This is a genomic window from Prevotella sp. AM34-19LB, from assembly GCF_003468525.1.
In the GTDB taxonomy this organism is placed as follows: Bacteria; Bacteroidota; Bacteroidia; order Bacteroidales; family Bacteroidaceae; genus Prevotella.
The window spans coordinates 119,439-139,342 of record NZ_QSIG01000003.1 but is presented as its reverse complement, the minus strand read 5'-3'; the positions used below and the strand labels follow the sequence as shown (position 1 = coordinate 139,342).

Genomic DNA, 19,904 nt, shown 5'->3' with positions numbered 1-19,904 from the left:
ATGGTGGCTACATATTGATGTTGTGCTGTTGCTTTTTACTGAAAGCTGCTACTAACGACTCATAAATCTACCCTTAATCGTGTATTGGATGATAGTTGCGGATTTTAGGATTATAAACATTATATATTCATTTATTAAAAACGAGAGAGATTTATGGAAAAAAGACTCATGACGGTAGTTGCAGGTCTTGCTCTCAGTACGAGCATGGCTTTTGCACAAAGTCAAATCTCTGGTCACGTAACCTCTTCTGAGGATGGCAGCCCTGTTATCGGTGCTTCTATCAAGGTTGCGGGCACTAACACAGGTACAGTTACCGATATTGACGGTAACTTCTCATTGAACGCTCCTGCCGGAGCCAAGTTGGAGATTACATACATCGGTATGCAGTCTAAGACTGTAAAGGCTGGCAAGAACGTTAAAATTATGTTGGATCCAGATGATACTTTGCTGGATGATGTTGTTGTTGTGGCTTATGGCACAGCTAAGAAGTCAGCTTATACTGGTGCTGCTTCAGAGATTAAGTCTGCCAAGATTGAGGCTCGTCAGATTTCTAACGTGTCAGCAGCTTTGGTAGGTACAATGTCTGGTGTTCAGACTTTCCAAACTAGTGGTCAGCCAGGTTCTGATACATCAATCCGTATTCGTGGTATCAGCTCTATTAATGGTACCAACTCTCCATTGTATGTTGTTGATGGTGTTCCATTCGATGGTGATCTCTCATCAATCAACTCTCAGGATATTGCGTCTATGACCGTATTGAAGGATGCTGTATCTACATCTCTTTATGGTTCTCGTGGTTCTAACGGTGTCGTTATGATTACTACCAAAAAGGGTCAGCAAGGTCGTACTCAGATTACTGCTGATGCTAAGTGGGGTGCCGTTTCACGTGAGAATAAGAATTATGACGTAGTAACTGATCCTGGTCAGTATTATGAGTTGTTGTACAAGGGCTTCTATAATGGCTATCGTTACAACAGTGGATTCTCTGCAAATAAGTCTTTCCAACTTGCCAATGCAGATTTGAGCAAGACAGGCTATCAAATTTATACAGTTCCTGCTGGTCAGTACCTGATTGGTAAGAATGGTAAACTCAACCCAGAGGCTACATTGGGTTATACTGATGGTGTTAACTACTTTACTCCAGATGATTGGGAAGATGAGACTTTCAAGACAACCATGCGTCAGGAATATAATATAGGCGTTTCTGGTGGCTCAGATAACTTCTCTTTCTATACATCATTTGGTTATTTGCAGGATGATGGTACCATTAAGGGATCTGGCTTCGATCGTCTTACAGGTCGTACTAATGTAGAATACAAGGCTTATAAGTGGTTGACTCTTGGTTCTAATATGGGTTATACCCATACAAATAGCAGAAATCCTGGAGACCAGGATGCTAACAGTACTGCATCATCAGGTAACGCATTCTATCTTGCTAACGAGATAGCTCCTATCTATCCAATGTACGTTCGCGATGCTCAAGGCAATATCACATATGATAAGGCTTCTGGTAAGAAGATGTATGACTTTGGTGATGGTGCAAGTACTTCTGCAACTCGTAACTGGATGTCTATGTCTAACCCTATCGGTACCCTTATTTACGACAAGGAAGAGTACAATATGGATATCTTCGAGGGTAACTGGTTTGCCAAGGTTGACTTGACCCATGGCTTCACCGCTACAGCTCGTTTGGGCTTGAATGTTGATAATACAATCAACTTTAGCTATAGCAACCCTCTCTATGGTCAGAGTAGCAGTTATGGTGGTGAGGTATCAAATACCCAGGCTCGTACAACTGCTTTGACCCATCAGTATCTCTTGAACTATCAGAATGCTTTTGGCAAGCATAATGTAAGTGCTATGGCTGGTTTCGAGGGATATCGCCTGAAGTATGTATATTTCTATGGCAATGCTAATCAGTTGTATAAGATGGGCGACTTTACCCTTGGTAATGGTACATCTCAGTATAGTGCTAGTGGTCAGCAGCATAAGTATAATACTGCAGGTTTCTTCTTCACAGCTAACTACAACTATGATGAGAAGTATTTCGTGAATGTGGGTTATCGTCGTGATGGTACCTCAGCATTTGCAAAGAACAATCGTTGGGGTGACTTCTACAACTGCGGTTTGGGTTGGAATATGAATAGAGAGGCTTGGTTGGAAGATTTCACTGCTCTTGATCAGTTGAAGCTCAGAGCTTCATTTGGACAGACTGGTAACGATAACCATAATTACAGTTCATATTATTATGGCTGGTATGCTTATCAGGATATTTTCCAGATGACAGGTACTGATGGCGTATTCTCTGATGGTACCTTGAAGTATAAGGGTAATCCTAACTTGAAGTGGGAGAAGACCAATGCATTCGACTTTGGTGTAGATTACTCATTCTTTAAGAGCCGTCTTTATGGTTCCTTGGATTTCTACTTCCGTGCCACAAGCAACCTTCTTGATTTTAAGCAGGTAGCAATCTCTAATGGTTACTCAAAGATTCCTGTCAATATGGGTACCGTACAGAACTATGGTGTTGAATTCGAGGTAAACTATGATATCATCAAGAATCAGGATATGCAGTGGGGTGTATCTCTCAATGGTACATGGACAAAGAACCGCATCCACAAGCTCTCATCTGATTACGAGAATGGTCAGTATATCAATGGTAGCCGTATCTTTAGAGAGGGTTCTTCTATCTACAACCTGTATCTCCCACACTATCTTGGTGTGAATGAGAAGGGTGAGGCTCTCTATCTTGGTGTGAAGACAGTTAAAGATGCTGAAGATAATGAGACTCCTGTTAAGGATGAGAATGGCAACTACATAGAGGAGGCAACTACAGACTATCAGAATGCTTACAACTACAATCGTAAGGAGACTGGCAATATCTTGCCTAATGTTTATGGTGGCTTCGGTACGAACTTCGCTTGGAAGGGCATAGATTTCGCAATCCAGACTAGCTTCCAGCTTGGTGGTAAGGTATATGATCAAGGTTATGCTAACTTGATGACAACAGGTGGTACAGGTTTCACTGCTGGTCATAACTTCCACAAGGACGTGTTGAAGGCTTGGAGCGAGGATAATGTAAATTCCGATATTCCACGTTTGGATGTTGTGGATCAGTATGCAACAAACGAGTCAGACCGTTTCATGACAAGCTCTGATTACTTCTCTATCGATAACATCACATTGGGTTATACACTTCCTAAGGCTTGGACTTCTCGCATCGGTATCTCTGGCCTGCGTTTCTATGGCTCAATTGAGAACGTAGCTTTGTTTACTGCTCGTCAGGGTATGGACCCACGTATGAGTCTTACTTCCGTATCTAGCAGTTGGTACACAGCTCGTAGAACAATCTCTGGTGGTGTGAAGATTACATTCTAAAGTCAAACAAGAATAAAATTAAAATTAAACATTTATGAAATTAGCAAAATATATCATGATGGCCTCTGCGCCTCTGCTCTTTGCATCTTGCCTTGACACAGAGCCATTAGGAAATTACGTAACTTCTGACGAGAAGGCTGAGACTGTAGAGCAGAATCCAGACCGTTTGGAAGCTAGTGTTACTGCTATCACGACTAACTTCAGTACATTTGGTGCTGTTCGTGGTTCAAATGTGCATAGCGATATTGGTTACCCTGGTATCATGCTCCTCTTGGACTCAAGAGGTATTGATATGGTAGGTCAGAATATAGGTTACAACTGGTTTAGCTTTGCCTTGACTTACGATGACATAGATTATACTTATGGTGATAATCGTATGATTTGGCAGGGTATGTACAACCAGATTTATTCTGCCAATAATGTAGCCAAGTCAGTTGCTGCGGATACAGAGAATCCACAGCTTCAAGGTTATTTGGCACAGGCTTTGGCCATCCGTGCATTCGATTACTTCACATTGGTACAGTGTTACCAGAAGACTTATGGTGATGTTGATCCTAATACCGCTCTTGGTGTGCCATTGATTACTGAGGCTAACCAGGATGATGCTGCAACCAATGGTTGTCCACGTGCAACTGTAGCTGCAACTTATGAGCAGATTCTTGGTGACTTGAACAAGGCCATCGATCTTTTGGAGAAGAGTGGTTATAAGCGTACTGATAAGCGCTATGTTGATGTTTACACAGCACGTGCCATTCGTTCACGTATCTATCTCGTGATGAAAAACTATAGTGCTGCGCTTGAGGATGCAAACTTTGTTATTAACAATAGTGGTGCTAAGCCATTGTCTATTGCAGAAGCTAGTCGTCCTGGTTTCAATGATATCACTGCCAACAACTGGTTGTGGGGTATTAAGATTAACGAAACAGACCGTGTTGTAACAACAGGTATCTGTAACTTCCCATCTCATATGGGTTCATTGTGCTATGGTTATGCAACTGTTGGTGCATGGAAGAAAGTTAATAAGAAACTCTTCAATGAAATCAATGAAACAGATGCTCGTAAGGGCTGGTTCCTCGATGGTGATGGAAACTCAGCTAATTTGAATTCAACAGAGAAGGCTTATCTTGCAGCTCAGGGTGCACCTGCTTATACTCAGGTAAAGTTTGCTCCTTATCAGGGTAAGGTTGGTACATCTACCAATGCTTCTGACATTCCTTTGATTCGTATCGAGGAGATGTATATGATTAAGGCAGAGTGTGAGGCTCAGACTGCTCCTGCTACAGGTGCAGCAACTTTGCAGGCGTTTGTTCGCCAGTATCGTGACCCACAATATACATTGAATGCTTCTACCAAGGAAGGTGTTGTAAATGCAATTCTTGAACAGCGTCGTGTAGAGTTCTATGGTGAGGGTATTACATGGTTCGACTTCATTCGTTTGGATAAGGACTTTGATCGCCGTGGTGCAGGTTATGATGCAACAGAGGTTTATAATATCAAGGCTGGTGACAATTGCTTGATTTGGCGTATTCCTTATAATGAGCAGCAGTATAACAAGCAGATTTCAGAGGAGCAGAACAATCCTGTAGGTACAAAGCCAACAGCTGTGGCTGATATTTAATGTTTCATAGATTAATAAGACAATTATGAATAAGATATTCAAATATTTAATGATGGTTGTCGTTGCCATCGCAGGCTTGTCATTGGCATCTTGCTCTGACGATGATGACAACTACACTGTTGGTGAGGCTTCAGATGGTGCATACCTCTATACTGATATTGTCTCCAAGACATATTTGCCAGATGAAAACCAGACCTTCACTATCAATGTGGGTCGTACAAATACTACTGGTGAGCAGAGTTTTGAACTGAAGTGTGATAACGAGAAGTTCACAGTTCCTTCAACTGTTAATTTCAAGGCAGGTGAATCTGTGGTTGCTGTTCCTGTTACTTTCAACATTGGTTTGGGTGATACAGAAACTGCCAAGTTTATTATTCCGTCAAAGGAGGCTAGTGCTTATGGTAATGATACTATTTCAGTAACTGTTTCTCGTGACTACACTTGGGAGAAAATTGGTACGGCAGACTTTACTGATGGTATTTTTACGGGAGCAGCTGCAACGGTAGATGTAAAGAAAGCAAAGGAAGGTACAAATTTATATAAGTTTGTTGCTCCTATGCGTACTCTTTATAAGCAGAATGGTGAGACCACACTTCCAGGTGGTGTTGATTTGATTTTCACCATGGATGAAGAAGGTAATATCACCATGGATCAGGGTACCTATGAAGTAGAGAGTGGTACATCTTTGATAGCAGAAGGTAATGCTTTACTCTATTATGATTGTAAACAATATCCTGATGCGTGCTTCTTTGATAACAACAATGGCGTAATTACATTGAGTACATTAGTAGCAATCGGAGAAAATTTGCAAGGTCCATTTACATGGACATTTGATTGGAACAAAGGTTATCCATATGCTGCAAAGTAATGATGGATAATTTGAAATGATAATATGATATAGTGGAATGATATGCTTTTTTTAGAGAATATCATTCCACTTCTTGTTTATAAATAGCTTAGATGTGAAAGAAATAGTTTTCTCTTTCGCTTTGTTATGGATAACTCTTAGCATTTTCGCTTCTTCAAGAAGTTATTCGGAGAAATTGGCGATTGCCAAAATGGTTCTTCAAGATTTACCTTCTTCTGCGACACGGGCAAGTTTCTCGAAGTTGCAGATTTTGCAGGAAAATCAGGCTCTTTCTGTTATCGGTTATTCCCAATGTGGTTATGTTGTCATTGCTAATGATAATCGTTTTAATGCTGTTATTGGTTATTCAGCCAAAGCTTTTCAGGAAAATAATCCTGGGTTAAAATGGTGGCTAAATACGATTAGTGAGGTGATGACCTCAAATCAGACAAGTGCTTCTGAAACCAATCTTGCTGATAGCAAGGAGGCTATTCCTCAGTTAATGAAGTCTGAGTGGGGACAATCTGCTCCTTTTAATAATTTGTGTCCGATGGGTGCAAGTGGCAGATGTCCTGCTGGATGTGTAGCAACAGCGATGGCACAGGTTTTTTATTATCATAAATATCCCGTAAAAGCAATTGGTAAAGGTAGTTGTACCTATGGAGGAAAAACTTATGCACAGAATCTTTCTGGAATAGAATATGCTTGGGATAAGATGCTTCCTAAATACGATACACCCTCTGGCGTAGGAAGTGAAGATGTGGCAACGTTACTTTATGATTGTGGATTATCTATAGGTATGAATTACGATGACAATGGTAGCGGTTCGTATAATTTTGAGGCATGTAACGCTATCAATGAACATTTCAATATGTATGCTACCTATTATGATCGCTCATATTATACAGCTTCCGATTGGATGAATATCTTGTACCAACAGTTGAGCCAGAAAAATCCTGTAGTTTATACAGGTGTTTCTAAGGTTGAAGGTGTGGCTAGTGGACATTGTTTTGTAATTGATGGCTATAGAGAAGATGGACTGGTTCATGTAAATTGGGGATGGGATGGACAAGGAGACGGATATTATGATATAGCCTTGTTGAATCCTGTGGTTGGTGACTCTATGAGCTTTAGTTCAATGCAAGATATGGTTATTTGCCAAAAGAATTCAATAGAGGTTTTTTCAAACATAGGTATGAAGGGGATAACAATGAAGGTTGCTGATGATAATCATTTCACGGTAATCATTTCATCGGTAACTAATCTCCTTCCGCAAGATTTTAATGGTGAGTTAGCCATTATTGCCGAAGCAAATGGCAAGAAGTATATACTGAAGAGTGTTTCTAAAAAACTTGTGTTTGGAGTTAATTATTCTTCCCTGTTTGAGGATAATAAATGTTCTGTTGAAGACTTGGAAGATGGAGAATATCGAATTTATGCTGCTGCTAAATCTAAGGATGATTCCGATTGGCAAGTGTTCCGCTCTTCTTATGGTGGGAAAAACAGCTATATCTTGACAAAGGCTAATGGTAGTATAAAATTGGTTGCAGACCGCAAAGCATGGTCAACGGGAATCTCTCTTCCTATAGTTGGTGATAGCGTTTCGCCTATTACTTATGTTTATGATATGAATGGAAGATTGGTGTATCAGGCTACGACCTCTGATTTTTCTCCTTCGAATATTCCTGCTAAGGGTTTATTTGTAATAAAACAAGGAGATAAATATCAGAAGATAGTTAAGCAATAACTATTCTCTAGCATGATCCCTCTATAATGTGTATCTTCGCTTGCCCATACATCGGGCAAGTGAGGATACACCTTTTTCTTTTTATCTCCCTCACTCTCAAACATTTTTCAATAATTCCTTGCTTCTTTCAGAAGAAAAGCGTATCTTTGCAGCACGAAAGTTGAATCATTAAAATAAGGAGGTAGAAAATGGATTTATTTGATAGCAAAAGACAAGAAAGATTAGAGGCTGTAAGAAAGGCTTCTACTGCCAGTAAAGAAGCAGCAAGAAAATTTCTCATTGAGGCAGGAATCTTGTTGCCAAACGGAGAAGTTGCACCACATTTGAGATAAAACTATGGACAAGTCTTTGTATTCAAGGCGCTCCAACCTGGTAATTGGATTTCATGGTTGCGACAAGTCTGTTGTCGATGCCGTAGTTGCTGGAAAGACCGATCTTCTTTCCAGTACTAATGACTATGACTGGTTAGGTAATGGTATTTACTTTTGGGAGAATAACGAAGAAAGAGCTTGGCTATGGGCTAAAGATTTAGCAAAAAGAAGAAATTCGCAAGTAAAAGAACCGGCTGTTGTTGGAGCAATAATAGACTTAGGTTATTGTTTTGACCTTACGGACAGTTCTTATCTTCAGGAATTAAAAGATGCGTATGAGTCTATGGTTGAACTTTATAAAGAGTCAGGATTAGAATTACCCAAAAATACATCTATCGGTAAATCTACAGATTTACTGATTAGAAAATTGGATTGTGCTGTTGTTCAAACAGCATTAACATACAACAAAAAGGCTAATGCCCATCCTTATGATTCTGTAAAAGGTGTATTTTGGGAAGGGCAGGAACTATATCCTAATGCAGGATTCAGAGAAAAGAATCATATTCAGATATGTGTCTGCAATCCAAATTGCATCAAGGGTTATTTTCTTCCTAGAGGTATCAATCAAGATTATCCTAACCCATAATATAAAATGGTGTATCCTTCTTGCCCCATATATCGGGCAAGCGGGACACACCTTTTTCTTTTTATCTTCCTCAGCCTCAAATATTTTCCAATAATTCCTTGCATCTTTCAGAAGAAAAGCGTATCTTTGCAGAAGATTAGCAGCGCTCGGCAATTTGTAAGCAAGCTTATATCACGCTCGCTAGCATAATCTTTGCAGCACGAAAGTTGAATTATTAAAATAAGGAGGCAAATATGACAGAGCTAAGAGATAGATACATAAGATTTGACTGGGCTATCAAGCGTTTGCTTCGCCAAAAGGCGAACTTTGGTGTGCTTGAGGGCTTCTTGACTGTGTTTCTGAATGAACCTATTAAGATTGTTGATATCCTGGAAAGCGAAGGAAACCAGCAACAGGCTAATGATAAGTTCAACAGGGTAGATATCAAGGCGAAAAACAGCAAGGGAGAAATCATTATCGTCGAGATACAGAACACAAGCGAGCTGTATTACCTGGAGCGTGTGCTATATGGAGTAGCTAAAGCTATTACAGAGCATATCAATCTGGGAAATACATACAAAGAGGTGAAGAAAGTATATTCCATCAGCATTCTGTACTTTGATCTGGGAAAGGGATCAGACTACATCTATGTGGGACAGAATAACTTCGTGGGCTTGCATACCCAAGACCATCTGATCATCAGCACCAAGGAGAAAGATACGATAGTGAGGAAATCGCCTTCCGAGATTTTCCCAACTTATATTCTGGTTCGTGTAAACGAATTCAACAAGGTGGCTAAATCACCATTGGAAGAATGGGTTGAGTATCTGAAGAATGGTGTCATCTCTCCAGAAACCCAAGCGCCAGGTCTGCAGGAAGCTCGTGAGAAGCTGAAATACTATTCCATGTCGGATGCAGAACGCTATGCATACGATGAGCACATCAATGCCATCATGATTCAAAATGACGTTCTGGGAAATGCAAGATTGGAAGGTATGGAAGAAGGCAGAGCTGAAGGCAGAGCTGAAGGTAGAACTGAAGAGAAAAATAACATTGCTCGCAAAATGCTGGCTAATGGATTGAGCATAGAGCAGATAGCTTTAATTACTGGTTTGACAGAGCAGGAAATTAAAAGACTATAATATAAAAGGTGTATCCCCTAGCCTTTCATCATCGAAGGCTATAGAGGATACACCTTACTTTTTTATCATCTCAGCTGATAAGAAACGATACTATGAACGGATCTTGTAGCCGTGGATGCTGTAATACAAAATGTAGAGGAAGCAAGGGAGACAGAGCCAATATGCCTGCTGAGCACCTACTGCATCCTTCAAACTGCCATAGAGCGTAGGAAGAACGGCTCCACCAAACATCGCCATGATGAGCAGGGAAGAACCAGACTTGGTAAACTTACCCAGATCTGCCATTGCCAATGGCCAGAGAGCAGGCCACATCAGAGAACAACCCAATGCCATCAATGAGATGAAATAGATGGAAATCTCGGCTGGAGTAAGAACCACCAGCAAAGCTCCGGCGATTGCCAGGAACGAACAGAGCTTCAAGGCTACCGCCTGACTGATGTACTTAGGAATCAGGATGATACCGCAGATATAACCGATAACAATACCGATAGGAGCAATCCAGGCATAGTTAGCTGCACCAGGCAAACCCAGGGAATTGGCATAATCTACCAATGTACCGAGAGAAACCGTCTCAACACCTACATAAAGGAACAGCGCCAGACAGCCCAAAAGCAAGTGAGTGAACTGGAAGACAGAGGTCTTGGTTGCCGCATAAGCGCAGGCTGCAGATTCCTCCTCCTCTGATTCATCCTCTCCGGCAGCCTTTACCTCTGGTAATGGAGCCAGGAATGCCAGAACACCCAAAGCCAGGAACGCTACGATGATGATCCAGAATGGCTTGGACAAATCCTCGATTCCGATGAGATGAACATCCTTGCTCAACAGCCATACGATGAACATAGATGGGATTGGCCAAGCCAGCTTGTTGCAGATACCCATCATACTGATACGCTTGGCTGCACTATCCAAAGGACCCAGAATGGTGATGTAAGGGTTGACAGATGCCTGAAGATAGGCATTGGCAGCACCACTCACAAACGAAGCAAGCAGGAACAGAGGAAAACTCTTCTCATCTGCAGAAAGGATGAAGAGATAGAATGCTGCTGCGAAGATGACAAACGACAGCGACATCGTCTTCTTGTAACCGATAGCCTTGATGGTGAGTCCGGCAGGATAACCGAAAATCAGGAACGGAATGAAGGTGGCTGCGATGATGAGATAAGAGGCAGCATTGGAAATACCCAGCGAGCCCTGCAATACAGGCACCAGTAAGGAATTAATACCCAGGGCAAAGCCCAAAGAGAAAAACATGATTCCAATAAACGACAATGGAATCGCAAAACTTTTTGTTGGTTGCATAGACTTATATTTTAGTTAGAATTTTGGGCAAAGGTACAACTTTTCTCTATATTCTCCAAAGTTTTATGAAAAAAGTTTTTAAATTTCTTGGTTTTATTGCCTTTTCTATCTAACTTTGCACGTATGATGAAAAGATTATTAGTTTTCTTTATGGTGTTCTGTGCCATATCAACTGTTTCATTTGCACAGAACTGGGTAGGCACCTGGGCCACAGCTCCGCAAACTGTAGTCAAATCATTTATGCCCTATAACAATTGCATGACTAACCGTTCGGTACGCCAGGTGGTAAAGGTTAGCATAGGAGGTGACGTGATTCGCCTCAAGTTGAGTAACATCTATTCGATGCAATCCGTGGAAATCCGCTCCATCTACATCGCTCATGCCAAGGATTCCTTTGCCATCGATGCCAAAACGGCACAATACTTCAAATTCGGCAACAGCTACAAGACCGTCATCCCTGCCGGCAAGCAGATTGTGAGCGATGCCTGAAGTTCAATCTCAGAAATCTGGAACGGGTAGCCATCACCATCAACTATACCTCGGCTCCCGAAGTGCCGACCGTACACATGGGTTCCCGCACCACCTCTTATATCATGAAGGGAGTAACCAATGCCCACTCCAACTTTGAGAAGGCTTTCCGGGAGAACCACTGGTACAACATCAGCGGCATCGATGTCTATACGATGAACAACAACATGAGTGCCATCGCCATCATCGGAAATTCCATCACCGACGGAAAATGCTCTACCGACAATGCCCAGAACCGATGGCCCGACGTGATGTCGGAGATGCTGCAGCTGAAGCATAAGATAACCAATCAAGGTGTGCTGAACCTGGGCATCGGCAACAACCGCGTAACCGTACCGGGCGGTTTCGGAGCCCTCGCCAAGGAACGTTTCGACAGAGACATCCTGATGCAGAGCGGCGTCAAGAAGGTGGTGATCTTCGAGGGAGTCAACGACATCGGTGCAGCCAGAAGCGGCAGCAGCGAAACCGTAGCCAGGAAGATCATCGAGAGCATCCAGGGAATGGTGAAGAAGGCGAAGGCAAGGAAAATGAAGGTTTATCTGGGCACCATCACCCCTTTCAAGGGCGCAGGATATTATACCCACTTCCACGAAGCTGCCCGACTCTATGTAAACGACTGGATCCGAAGTCAGGCGAAGAACGTGGATGGCATCCTGGATTTCGCCAAGCTGCTTCAAGATCCGAATGATGACAGAAGAATGAAGCGGGAATATGCCAGCAGCGACTGGCTCCACCCTAACCCAACAGGCTATAAGGCGATGGGAATCTATGCAGCAGACATTGTAAAATAGCAGATATAAAAAACAGCAAAAGCCGCCTTGTCATGTGGGCGGCTTTTGTTATATATAAAATAGGTGTATTATTTCAGGATAATCTTGCAATCTTCCAGGCTCTCTACAGTAGCGAGCGCCTCATAACGGATTCCCTCCTTGCGCAGGAAGTCACCACCATGCTGGAAAGCCTTCTCGATGATGAAGCCCATCGCCTCGATCTTGGCACCAGCCTTCTCGCAGAGATCCATCACACCCTTGGATGCGTTACCATTGGCGAGGAAGTCGTCGATGAAAATCACGTGGTCCTCAGGAGTCAGATAGCTGTTGCTCACACAAACCGTATAGTCACGATCCTTGGTAAAAGAGTGAACCACAGAGGTAATCATACCCTCCATCGTCTTAGGCTGCTTTTTCTTGACGAAGACAACAGGAAGATTGGTCAGGTAACCCACCATGATGGCAGGAGCGATGCCCGAAGCCTCAATAGTAACAATCTTGTTGTACTTGATGTCCTTGAAAAGGCGCACGAATTCCTTAGCCAGGTCCATCATCAGGATTGGGTCCATCTGATGATTTACGAAGCTATCTACTTTTAAGATTCCACCAGGAAAGCAGCGGCCCTCCTGCATAATTCTTTCTTTCAGTAAATCCATTATGACTTGAACTTTTTGGTTATTGGATGCAAAATTACTACTTTTTTCGCAAACAAGAAAGTTTATCGCCCAATAATTTTGTTTTGTCTGCAATTTACCGTAATTTTGCAGCAAAATAACTGGGGGTGAAAGAAGTTAAGGAGTTACCCCCAATAAAAATTATAAGAATATGAATCCATATATCAAGCAATTCCCCGACCTGATGTCGGGCAAGAAAATCATGTATGTGCACGGTTTCCTCTCTTCTGCTCAGAGCGGCACCGTGAAGATGTTGCAGGAACTGATGCCTAACGCCATTCTCGTGGCTGAAGACATCCCGGTTCATCCGGAAGAAGCCATAGAGATGCTGCAGAAGATGGCAGAGACTGAGCAACCCGACCTCATCATCGGTACTTCGATGGGCGGAATGTACACCGAGCTGCTGAAAGGATTCGACCGCATCCTCGTAAACCCAGCCTCGAGATGGGCAACACGATGAGCAGCATGACCGGCAAGCAGGAATTCCAGAACCCGAGAAAGGATGGAGTGAATGAGCTGATGGTTACCAAAGGTCTTATCAAGGAATACCGCGACTTCACCGAGCGATGCTTCCAGGATATCACTCCCGAGGAACAGGAGCGGGTATATGGCCTCTTCGGCGATGAAGATCCGGTGGTACATACCTTCGACCTCTTCCATGAGCACTATCCACAGGCCATCCACTTCCATGGCGAGCACCGACTCATCGACAAGGTGGCATTCCACTATCTCTGTCCGGTAATCCGATGGATTGACGACAAGCAGAACGGCAAGGAGCGCCCTATCGTATATATCGACTTTGATGCCCTGCACGACAGTTACATGAAGGCAACCAGTTCAATGCACAAGGCTTACGAGATGCTGATAGAGCATTACAACGTATATATCGTAGCCCCAGCGCCAACCAACGACCATGAATATATGGCGAAGGTGCAGACCTGGGTAGAGGAATATCTCTCTACCCCAACCTACAACCACATCATCTTCTGCAATCAGAAGAACCTGCTCTACGGCGATTACTTCATCGACCCTCGCCCATGCGACGGTTTCATGGGTACAACCATAGAATATGGCAGTGATGAATTCAAGACCTTCGAAGAAATCATCACCTTCTTCGAAAGACTGGGTGGACAGTAATCTTATGCCTTATCCAGATTCTTTGGCAATACGAGGTTCAGGATCACGGCAAGCAGGAAGACTACTGCCACACAGTTATCAGCAAAAACGGTGCGTACAATCTCAGGGAAGATATTGAACATACCTGTTGCTGATGTAAGCCGAGACCCACGCTGAGTGAAAGACTCACGATGACCATGTTGCGCTGAGAGAAACCCGTGCGAGCCATCATACCAAAACCGGCAAAAAGGATGCTACCAAACATCATGATGGTACAGCCTCCCAATACTGCCTGAGGGATGGTGGTGAGCACATATCCGATAGCAGGGAATACACCACCGATAATCATGATGATGGCACCCAAGGCTATGGTAAAGCGGTTTACAACTCCCGACATGGCTGCCAAACCTACATTCTGGCTGAAGGAAGTGATAGGAGTACATCCGAAGAGACCCGATACGGAGCTGACAAAACCATCACAGCATACGGCAGCACCCATCTCCTTGGTATTAGGATCGCGCTTCAAGGCACTGTTGCAGAGCGCAGAAGTATCACCGATGGTCTCTGTGGCAGAAACCAGATAAACTGCTACCACCGAGAGGATGGCACCGATATTGAATTCAGGAGTGAATGGCAACAACTTTGGCAAGGCAATGATAGAAAGACCAGAAAGTCCGCTAAAATCTATCATTCCCATAAAGAGCGCCAAGACATAACCTACCAGCAGACCAACCAATACCGACAGAGAGCGGAGGAATCCCTTGGCAAAAATCTGGCAGAGGAGACATGCGAGCAAGGTTACTGAACCCACAACCCAATTGTTCATGCTTCCGAAGTCGGCAGCACCCTGACCACCGGCAAAAGAGTTCGCACCTACTGGAAGCAGCGAAAAACCGATGGCTGTTACTACGGTTGCTGCCACTACAGGCGGAATGAGCTTGATCCAGTACTTGGCAAAGAGACCGAGTGTACCTTCTACCAGACCGCCGACGATAACCGCTCCCACCAGGGTACCTATGCCATGAGCACCGGCAATGGCGATGGCAAGCGAAAGGAAGGTGAAGGAAATACCCATCACGATAGGCAGACGGGAACCGATGCGCCATACAGGATAGAGCTGTATCAAAGTACCGATACCGGCGATGACCATACAGTTCTGGATGAGCACGGCGCTCACCGAACTATCCAATCCAATCGCACCGGCAAGAATCATAATTGGAGCAATGTTGCTGACGAACATCGCCAAGACATGCTGAAGACCAAATGGGAGTGCTTTACCGACGGGCACTCTACCGTCAAGCTTGTAGAGATTTTCTATTGGCTGTTCCATTGTCGTTATAATAATTAGAGAATTTCCATATAATCAGAGAATTCAGGGTTTTTCTGAATTTGGCGGCAAAATTACAAAGAAAATCCGAGAAATCGGTTCTTTTAGTAGAATAATTCGTTGAACAATAAAAAAACGGAGTGTTAATACTCCGTTTTTTCTGTATTTTCCTCCCACATGCGGAAAGCGCCCAGCGCCTCATCGCGCATCAGGGCAATCATCGGCTTGTGGCGGTCTTCTATCTTGCGGTCTATCTCCTCGTAGATAAACTCATCGTCGAAACCTATCTTTGCCGCATCCTTTCTATCATTGGCATAATAGATTCTGTCGAGATGCGCCCAATAGATAGCACCCAGGCACATCGGACAAGGCTCGCAGGAAGTATAGATCTCGCAACCCTCCAGGTTGAAGGTCTTCAGCTTGCGGGTAGCCTGGCGGATGCAGTTTACCTCGGCATGAGCCGTAGGATCGAGGTCGATGGTTACACTGTTGGAAGCCTCAGCGATGATGATTCCGTCCTTGGCGATAACGGCACCGAAAGGTCCGCCACCCGTCTTCACGCTATTCTTTGAGAGCTCAATGGCTCTATGCATCAATTCTTCTTTTGTCATAGTTTATTTTTTTAGATGAATCATATCCCATCTTTTCATTTGGGGGCTACAAATATACAAAAAAGAAATGATACGGCAAGCATTTCTTACCTATATTTTAGAAAAAGCCCTGCTGCTTTTTTCTTTTATCTCTATTTTCTTGCTTTTATCTATAAATTAATGTATCTTTGTACCTACATTTCAAGAATTAGCAATATCTCATGAATCAGAACAATATCAGCGCCGCAGAACTTTTCCAAAGGGTAAGGGAACTCCTGATGCTCCCAGAACTGGAACCGCAGACTCGCAACAAGATGATGCATGATACCCTCATCCTCTGCTGCCACGAAGGAGTGAAGGATACCAGACAGGCTTTCGGTAACCTTTTCTCCCAGGTGGACTATCTATGCAAGGCACGCGGTATCAAGGTGGCAGACAAGATTGCCATCCAGACCATGCGCCGACACAGCAACTCGCAGGAACCGCTTTCGGGCGAAGACCTGAAATACGATGCACGTGCCCTCGCCCTCTTCATCTCCGCAGTATTCGGAGTGGATGTTCCCCACAAACTCAACGTACTCATTCCGCATACTCCCCGACCTTATCAGAAGGGACTGGAAATCAACAACCGCCGTATCCGATGCATCGTGAAGAACTGGGACGGAGATTTCATCCGTGTGGACATCGACCAGGATGCCGATGAGGAGGAATATCTCGTGCAGTTGAAGGATGAGGAGAATCATATCGACCATACCTATCTCTGGGATATCCTGAAGGAAGGGATGCAGCTCAACCTGCTCGACTGTCAGGTGAAGCAGCCCATCATCACTCCCCGCCTCATCGTGGTGGAACCGGATTATCTGGTAGATATCAGTAGCATCGCCACCTGTTTTACGGCTTTCGGTCATCATCCCCTGCTCTATCTTCTCAACCTGATGAAGCCCAGAGCCAACACCCAGGCTACCCTGCTGGGTAACTTTGCCGGAGCTGCGCTGGATGACATCATCAACAGCCACGGCAAATACCAGATGAACGAGACGGTGAAGACAAACTTCCGGGAGAAAGCCCTGGAATTCTGCACCTGTCCCTGGTTTGACCCCAAGAAGTTCTATACCGATGCCAGCCTGCAGGCTTTCAATCTGCAGCAGGTTGTGGATATCCTCTTTCCCCGCACCGCATCTCAGGCACAGATGTCAGCCTTCCGTGGCGAAAGTCTTTACGACCGGAAGAAAGCTATCCTGGAACCTTCGTTCGTCTGCGAAGCCCTCGGCATTCAGGGACGTGTAGATTTGATGACCACCGACTGCAAGCTGCTGGTGGAACAGAAATCGGGACGCAACATGAATATCGAAAACCATCAGGTGGATCCAGGTTATCACAGTTATCAGTTGGAGCCTCACTATGTGCAGCTCCTGCTCTACTATGGTGTATTGCAGCACAACTTCAAGTTGAGCAACGACCGCGTGAACATCCGATTGCTCTACTCCAAATACCGTCCACAGGACGGACTGATGGTGGTAGCCTACTACCAGAAGCTCTTCAAGGAAGCCATCCAATACCGCAACCAGCTAGTAGCCGCCTCCTTCGAGATAGCCAAGGAGGGTTTCGAACATGCGCTAAACGAGTTTACCCCCGAGGTATTGAATGTGGCAGGCACTCAGGACTTCTTCTACAACAAGTATCTGAAACCACAGATAGAAGCCATCACCAAGCCGCTCCATACCCTATCGCCCCTGGAGGAAGCCTACTTCTGTCGCATGATGACCTTCGTATTACGGGAACAGATGATCAGCAAGGTGGGTGCACAGGAAGGAACGAACACATCGAGCAGCGACCTCTGGACCATGCCACTCACCGAGAAGAAGGATGCCGGAAATATCTATACCGACCTGCACATCATCCGAAAGGAACAGAGCTGCGCCGGAAGCGGATATGATACCATCACCCTGAGCGTACCCGACCAGGGCAAGGACTTCCTGCCCAACTTCCGCATCGGCGATATGGTGTATCTCTATACCTACAAGCTGAAGGAAGAACCGGATGTGAGAAAGGCTATATTATATAAAGGTGTGCTGCAGGAGATTCACAGCGATGAAATCGTGGTTCACCTGACCGATGGACAGCAGAACGCCGACATCTTTGAGAAGAACCTGCCGTATGCCATCGAACACGGAACGAGTGATGCCTCTACGGGGGGAAGCATCCGCAACCTGCACCAGTTTATCTGTGCACCAAAGGACAAACGCGACCTTCTTCTGGGCCAGCGTGTTCCAGAGAGAGACACTTCGCAGGAATTGACCAGACACTATGACGATGTATTGGACGACATCATCCTCCGTGCCAAGCAGGCACAGGATTACTTCCTGCTCGTGGGACCTCCTGGAACAGGAAAGACCAGTCGTGCCCTGAAGTTCATGGTGGAAGAAGCACTGAACGACGGAACTGGGATGCCTACAGCAGAAAGCATCGCCGCCGGAGGCAAGTCGGCTTTTCAGCCTGCGTCCTCTATCCTGCTGATGAGCTATACCAACCGTGCCGTGGATGAAATCTGCGAGATGCTGGTAGATTCCGGCATCCCATTCCTTCGCCTCGGCAACGAGTATTCCTGCGATGAGCGATTCCGCCCTTATCTGATAGAGAAAGCTATCAGCGACTGTCCGAAGCTGGAAGCCATCAAGCAATATATAATAGGTACGCGCGTGATTGTGGGCACCACTTCGATGATGACCTCCAAACCCTTCATCTTTACGCTGAAGCACTTCAAGCTTGCCATCATCGATGAGTCGAGCCAGATACTGGAGCCCAATCTCATCGGTCTGCTATCGGCTGTAGATAAGTTCATCCTCATCGGCGACTACAAGCAGTTGCCAGCCGTCGTGCAGCAGAGCGAGAAGGATTCGGGCATTCCTACCATCAACGACAGTCAGAAAGGGGGTGTCATCGATATGAGTATCCTGCAGGACATCTGCCTCACCAACTGCCGCAACTCCCTCTTCGAGCGCCTGATCAGATGGGAAGACCACGAGGAGCGCACCGAATTTATCGGCATCCTGCGCCGCCAGGGAAGAATGCACCCGGAAATTGCCGAGTTCCCTAACCGAATGTTCTATCGCCGGGAGCAGCTGGAGCCCGTACCTTGTCCGCATCAGTTGGAGCCGGAACTGTCGTACACCCTCCCATCAGAAGATTCACTCGATGACCTGCTGAAGGAACACCGCATGATCTTCCTCCCTTCCAGATTCTGCAAGGAACCGAATGTGTCGGACAAAATCAATGCCAACGAGGCAGAAATCGTAGTGGATATGCTTCGCCGCATCCACCGTTTCTACGGCGACAGGTTTGATGCCCAGAAGACGGTGGGCGTCATCGTACCCTATCGCAACCAGATAGCCATGGTGCGCAAAGGCATCGAAAAGCTGGGCATCCCGGAACTGGAAAAGATCAGCATCGATACCGTGGAGCGATACCAGGGCAGTCAGCGTGATGTCATCATCTACAGTTTCACCATCCAGAACATCTGGCAGCTCGATTTTCTTGCCGGCAACAGCTTTGTGGAAGACGGAGCCATCATCGACCGCAAGCTGAATGTCGCCATTACCCGAGCCAGGAAACAGATGATTATGACCGGCAACCCGGAGATACTGCGCAATAATCAGATTTTTAGCGAATTAATAGAATATGTAAGAGGCAAGGGAGGATATTTGGAAAGAAAAGCGACGGAAAGTTGAATAAAAGCAGGAAAAGCTTCTCGTTTTGCAAAATTTCCCCCAAAAAGTTTGGTGATTCAGAAATAAAGTCCTATCTTTGCAATCGGATTATAAACAAAAGGATAAACAAGAGACACAATAAGATATAGGATTCCGGTGCTCAACAGGCACTGGAATTCTTTATTTTTTATGCCTCCTGCCAACTTAATTAATAACAATAAACAA

General features: G+C 44.7%; 12 protein-coding genes and 2 pseudogenes. 10 read left to right on the top strand and 4 right to left on the bottom strand.

Annotation, left to right across the window (positions count from 1 at the left end; translation table 11 throughout):
• Positions 1 to 153: 153 nt before the first annotated feature.
• The 7 genes from DW830_RS01925 to DW830_RS01900 all read left to right on the top strand — a co-directional run bounded on the left by DW830_RS01925 (position 154) and on the right by DW830_RS01900 (position 9,668).
• Positions 154 to 3,378, top strand: coding sequence for a SusC/RagA family TonB-linked outer membrane protein (locus tag DW830_RS01925; RefSeq protein WP_233544336.1), 3,225 nt, complete (start codon positions 154 to 156; stop codon positions 3,376 to 3,378).
• A 34-nt stretch (positions 3,379 to 3,412) separates the two neighbouring features.
• Positions 3,413 to 4,996: a RagB/SusD family nutrient uptake outer membrane protein gene (locus DW830_RS01920; protein WP_119248662.1), complete on the top strand. Its 1,584-nt coding sequence runs from the start codon at positions 3,413 to 3,415 to the stop codon at positions 4,994 to 4,996.
• Between the two features lie 25 nt (positions 4,997 to 5,021).
• Positions 5,022 to 5,864, top strand: a complete 843-nt coding sequence (locus DW830_RS01915) for a hypothetical protein (protein ID WP_147487177.1) — start codon at positions 5,022 to 5,024, stop codon at positions 5,862 to 5,864.
• Between the two features lie 94 nt (positions 5,865 to 5,958).
• The gene (locus DW830_RS01910; protein ID WP_119248660.1) at positions 5,959 to 7,590 is read left to right on the top strand and encodes a C10 family peptidase; all 1,632 of its coding nucleotides are present in this window, start codon (positions 5,959 to 5,961) and stop codon (positions 7,588 to 7,590) included.
• A gap of 188 nt (positions 7,591 to 7,778) precedes the next feature.
• The gene (locus tag DW830_RS15710; RefSeq protein ID WP_158573411.1) at positions 7,779 to 7,922 is read left to right on the top strand and encodes a hypothetical protein; all 144 of its coding nucleotides are present in this window, start codon (positions 7,779 to 7,781) and stop codon (positions 7,920 to 7,922) included.
• A 4-nt stretch (positions 7,923 to 7,926) separates the two neighbouring features.
• Entirely contained in the window at positions 7,927 to 8,547 is a 621-nt protein-coding gene (locus tag DW830_RS01905; RefSeq protein ID WP_119248659.1) for a hypothetical protein, read from the top strand.
• A 233-nt stretch (positions 8,548 to 8,780) separates the two neighbouring features.
• The gene (locus DW830_RS01900) at positions 8,781 to 9,668 is read left to right on the top strand and encodes an Rpn family recombination-promoting nuclease/putative transposase (protein ID WP_119248658.1); all 888 of its coding nucleotides are present in this window, start codon (positions 8,781 to 8,783) and stop codon (positions 9,666 to 9,668) included.
• 90 nt (positions 9,669 to 9,758) lie between these two features.
• Here the strand turns inward: DW830_RS01900 and gluP are convergent, their stop codons facing one another.
• Complete coding sequence (gene gluP / locus DW830_RS01895; protein WP_233544335.1) at positions 9,759 to 10,967, bottom strand: glucose/galactose MFS transporter; 1,209 nt, start codon at positions 10,965 to 10,967, stop codon at positions 9,759 to 9,761.
• Positions 10,968 to 11,093: 126 nt separating this feature from the next.
• Here gluP and DW830_RS01890 point away from each other — a divergent pair.
• Positions 11,094 to 12,286, top strand: a pseudogene (locus DW830_RS01890) (SGNH/GDSL hydrolase family protein).
• A 68-nt stretch (positions 12,287 to 12,354) separates the two neighbouring features.
• On the opposite strand, the gene xpt reads toward DW830_RS01890, so the two are convergent.
• Positions 12,355 to 12,921, bottom strand: a complete 567-nt coding sequence (xpt, locus tag DW830_RS01885; RefSeq protein WP_119248656.1) for a xanthine phosphoribosyltransferase — start codon at positions 12,919 to 12,921, stop codon at positions 12,355 to 12,357.
• Between the two features lie 169 nt (positions 12,922 to 13,090).
• Between xpt and DW830_RS01880 the strand changes: the two are divergent.
• Positions 13,091 to 14,076, top strand: a pseudogene (locus DW830_RS01880) (YqiA/YcfP family alpha/beta fold hydrolase).
• Between the two features lie 61 nt (positions 14,077 to 14,137).
• Here DW830_RS01880 and DW830_RS01875 read toward each other — a convergent pair.
• Both DW830_RS01875 and DW830_RS01870 read right to left on the bottom strand, forming a co-directional pair.
• Positions 14,138 to 15,385 carry a uracil-xanthine permease family protein gene (locus DW830_RS01875; RefSeq protein ID WP_233544334.1) on the bottom strand — a complete coding sequence of 416 codons (1,248 nt, stop codon included), beginning with the start codon at positions 15,383 to 15,385 and terminating at the stop codon, positions 14,138 to 14,140.
• A gap of 140 nt (positions 15,386 to 15,525) precedes the next feature.
• Positions 15,526 to 15,993 carry a nucleoside deaminase gene (locus DW830_RS01870; protein ID WP_119248655.1) on the bottom strand — a complete coding sequence of 156 codons (468 nt, stop codon included), beginning with the start codon at positions 15,991 to 15,993 and terminating at the stop codon, positions 15,526 to 15,528.
• A 200-nt stretch (positions 15,994 to 16,193) separates the two neighbouring features.
• Here DW830_RS01870 and DW830_RS01865 point away from each other — a divergent pair, with 200 nt between their 5' ends.
• Positions 16,194 to 19,700 (top strand): DEAD/DEAH box helicase, encoded by a 3,507-nt coding sequence (locus DW830_RS01865; protein WP_119248654.1) that lies wholly within the window; start codon positions 16,194 to 16,196, stop codon positions 19,698 to 19,700.
• Positions 19,701 to 19,904 lie beyond the last annotated feature (204 nt).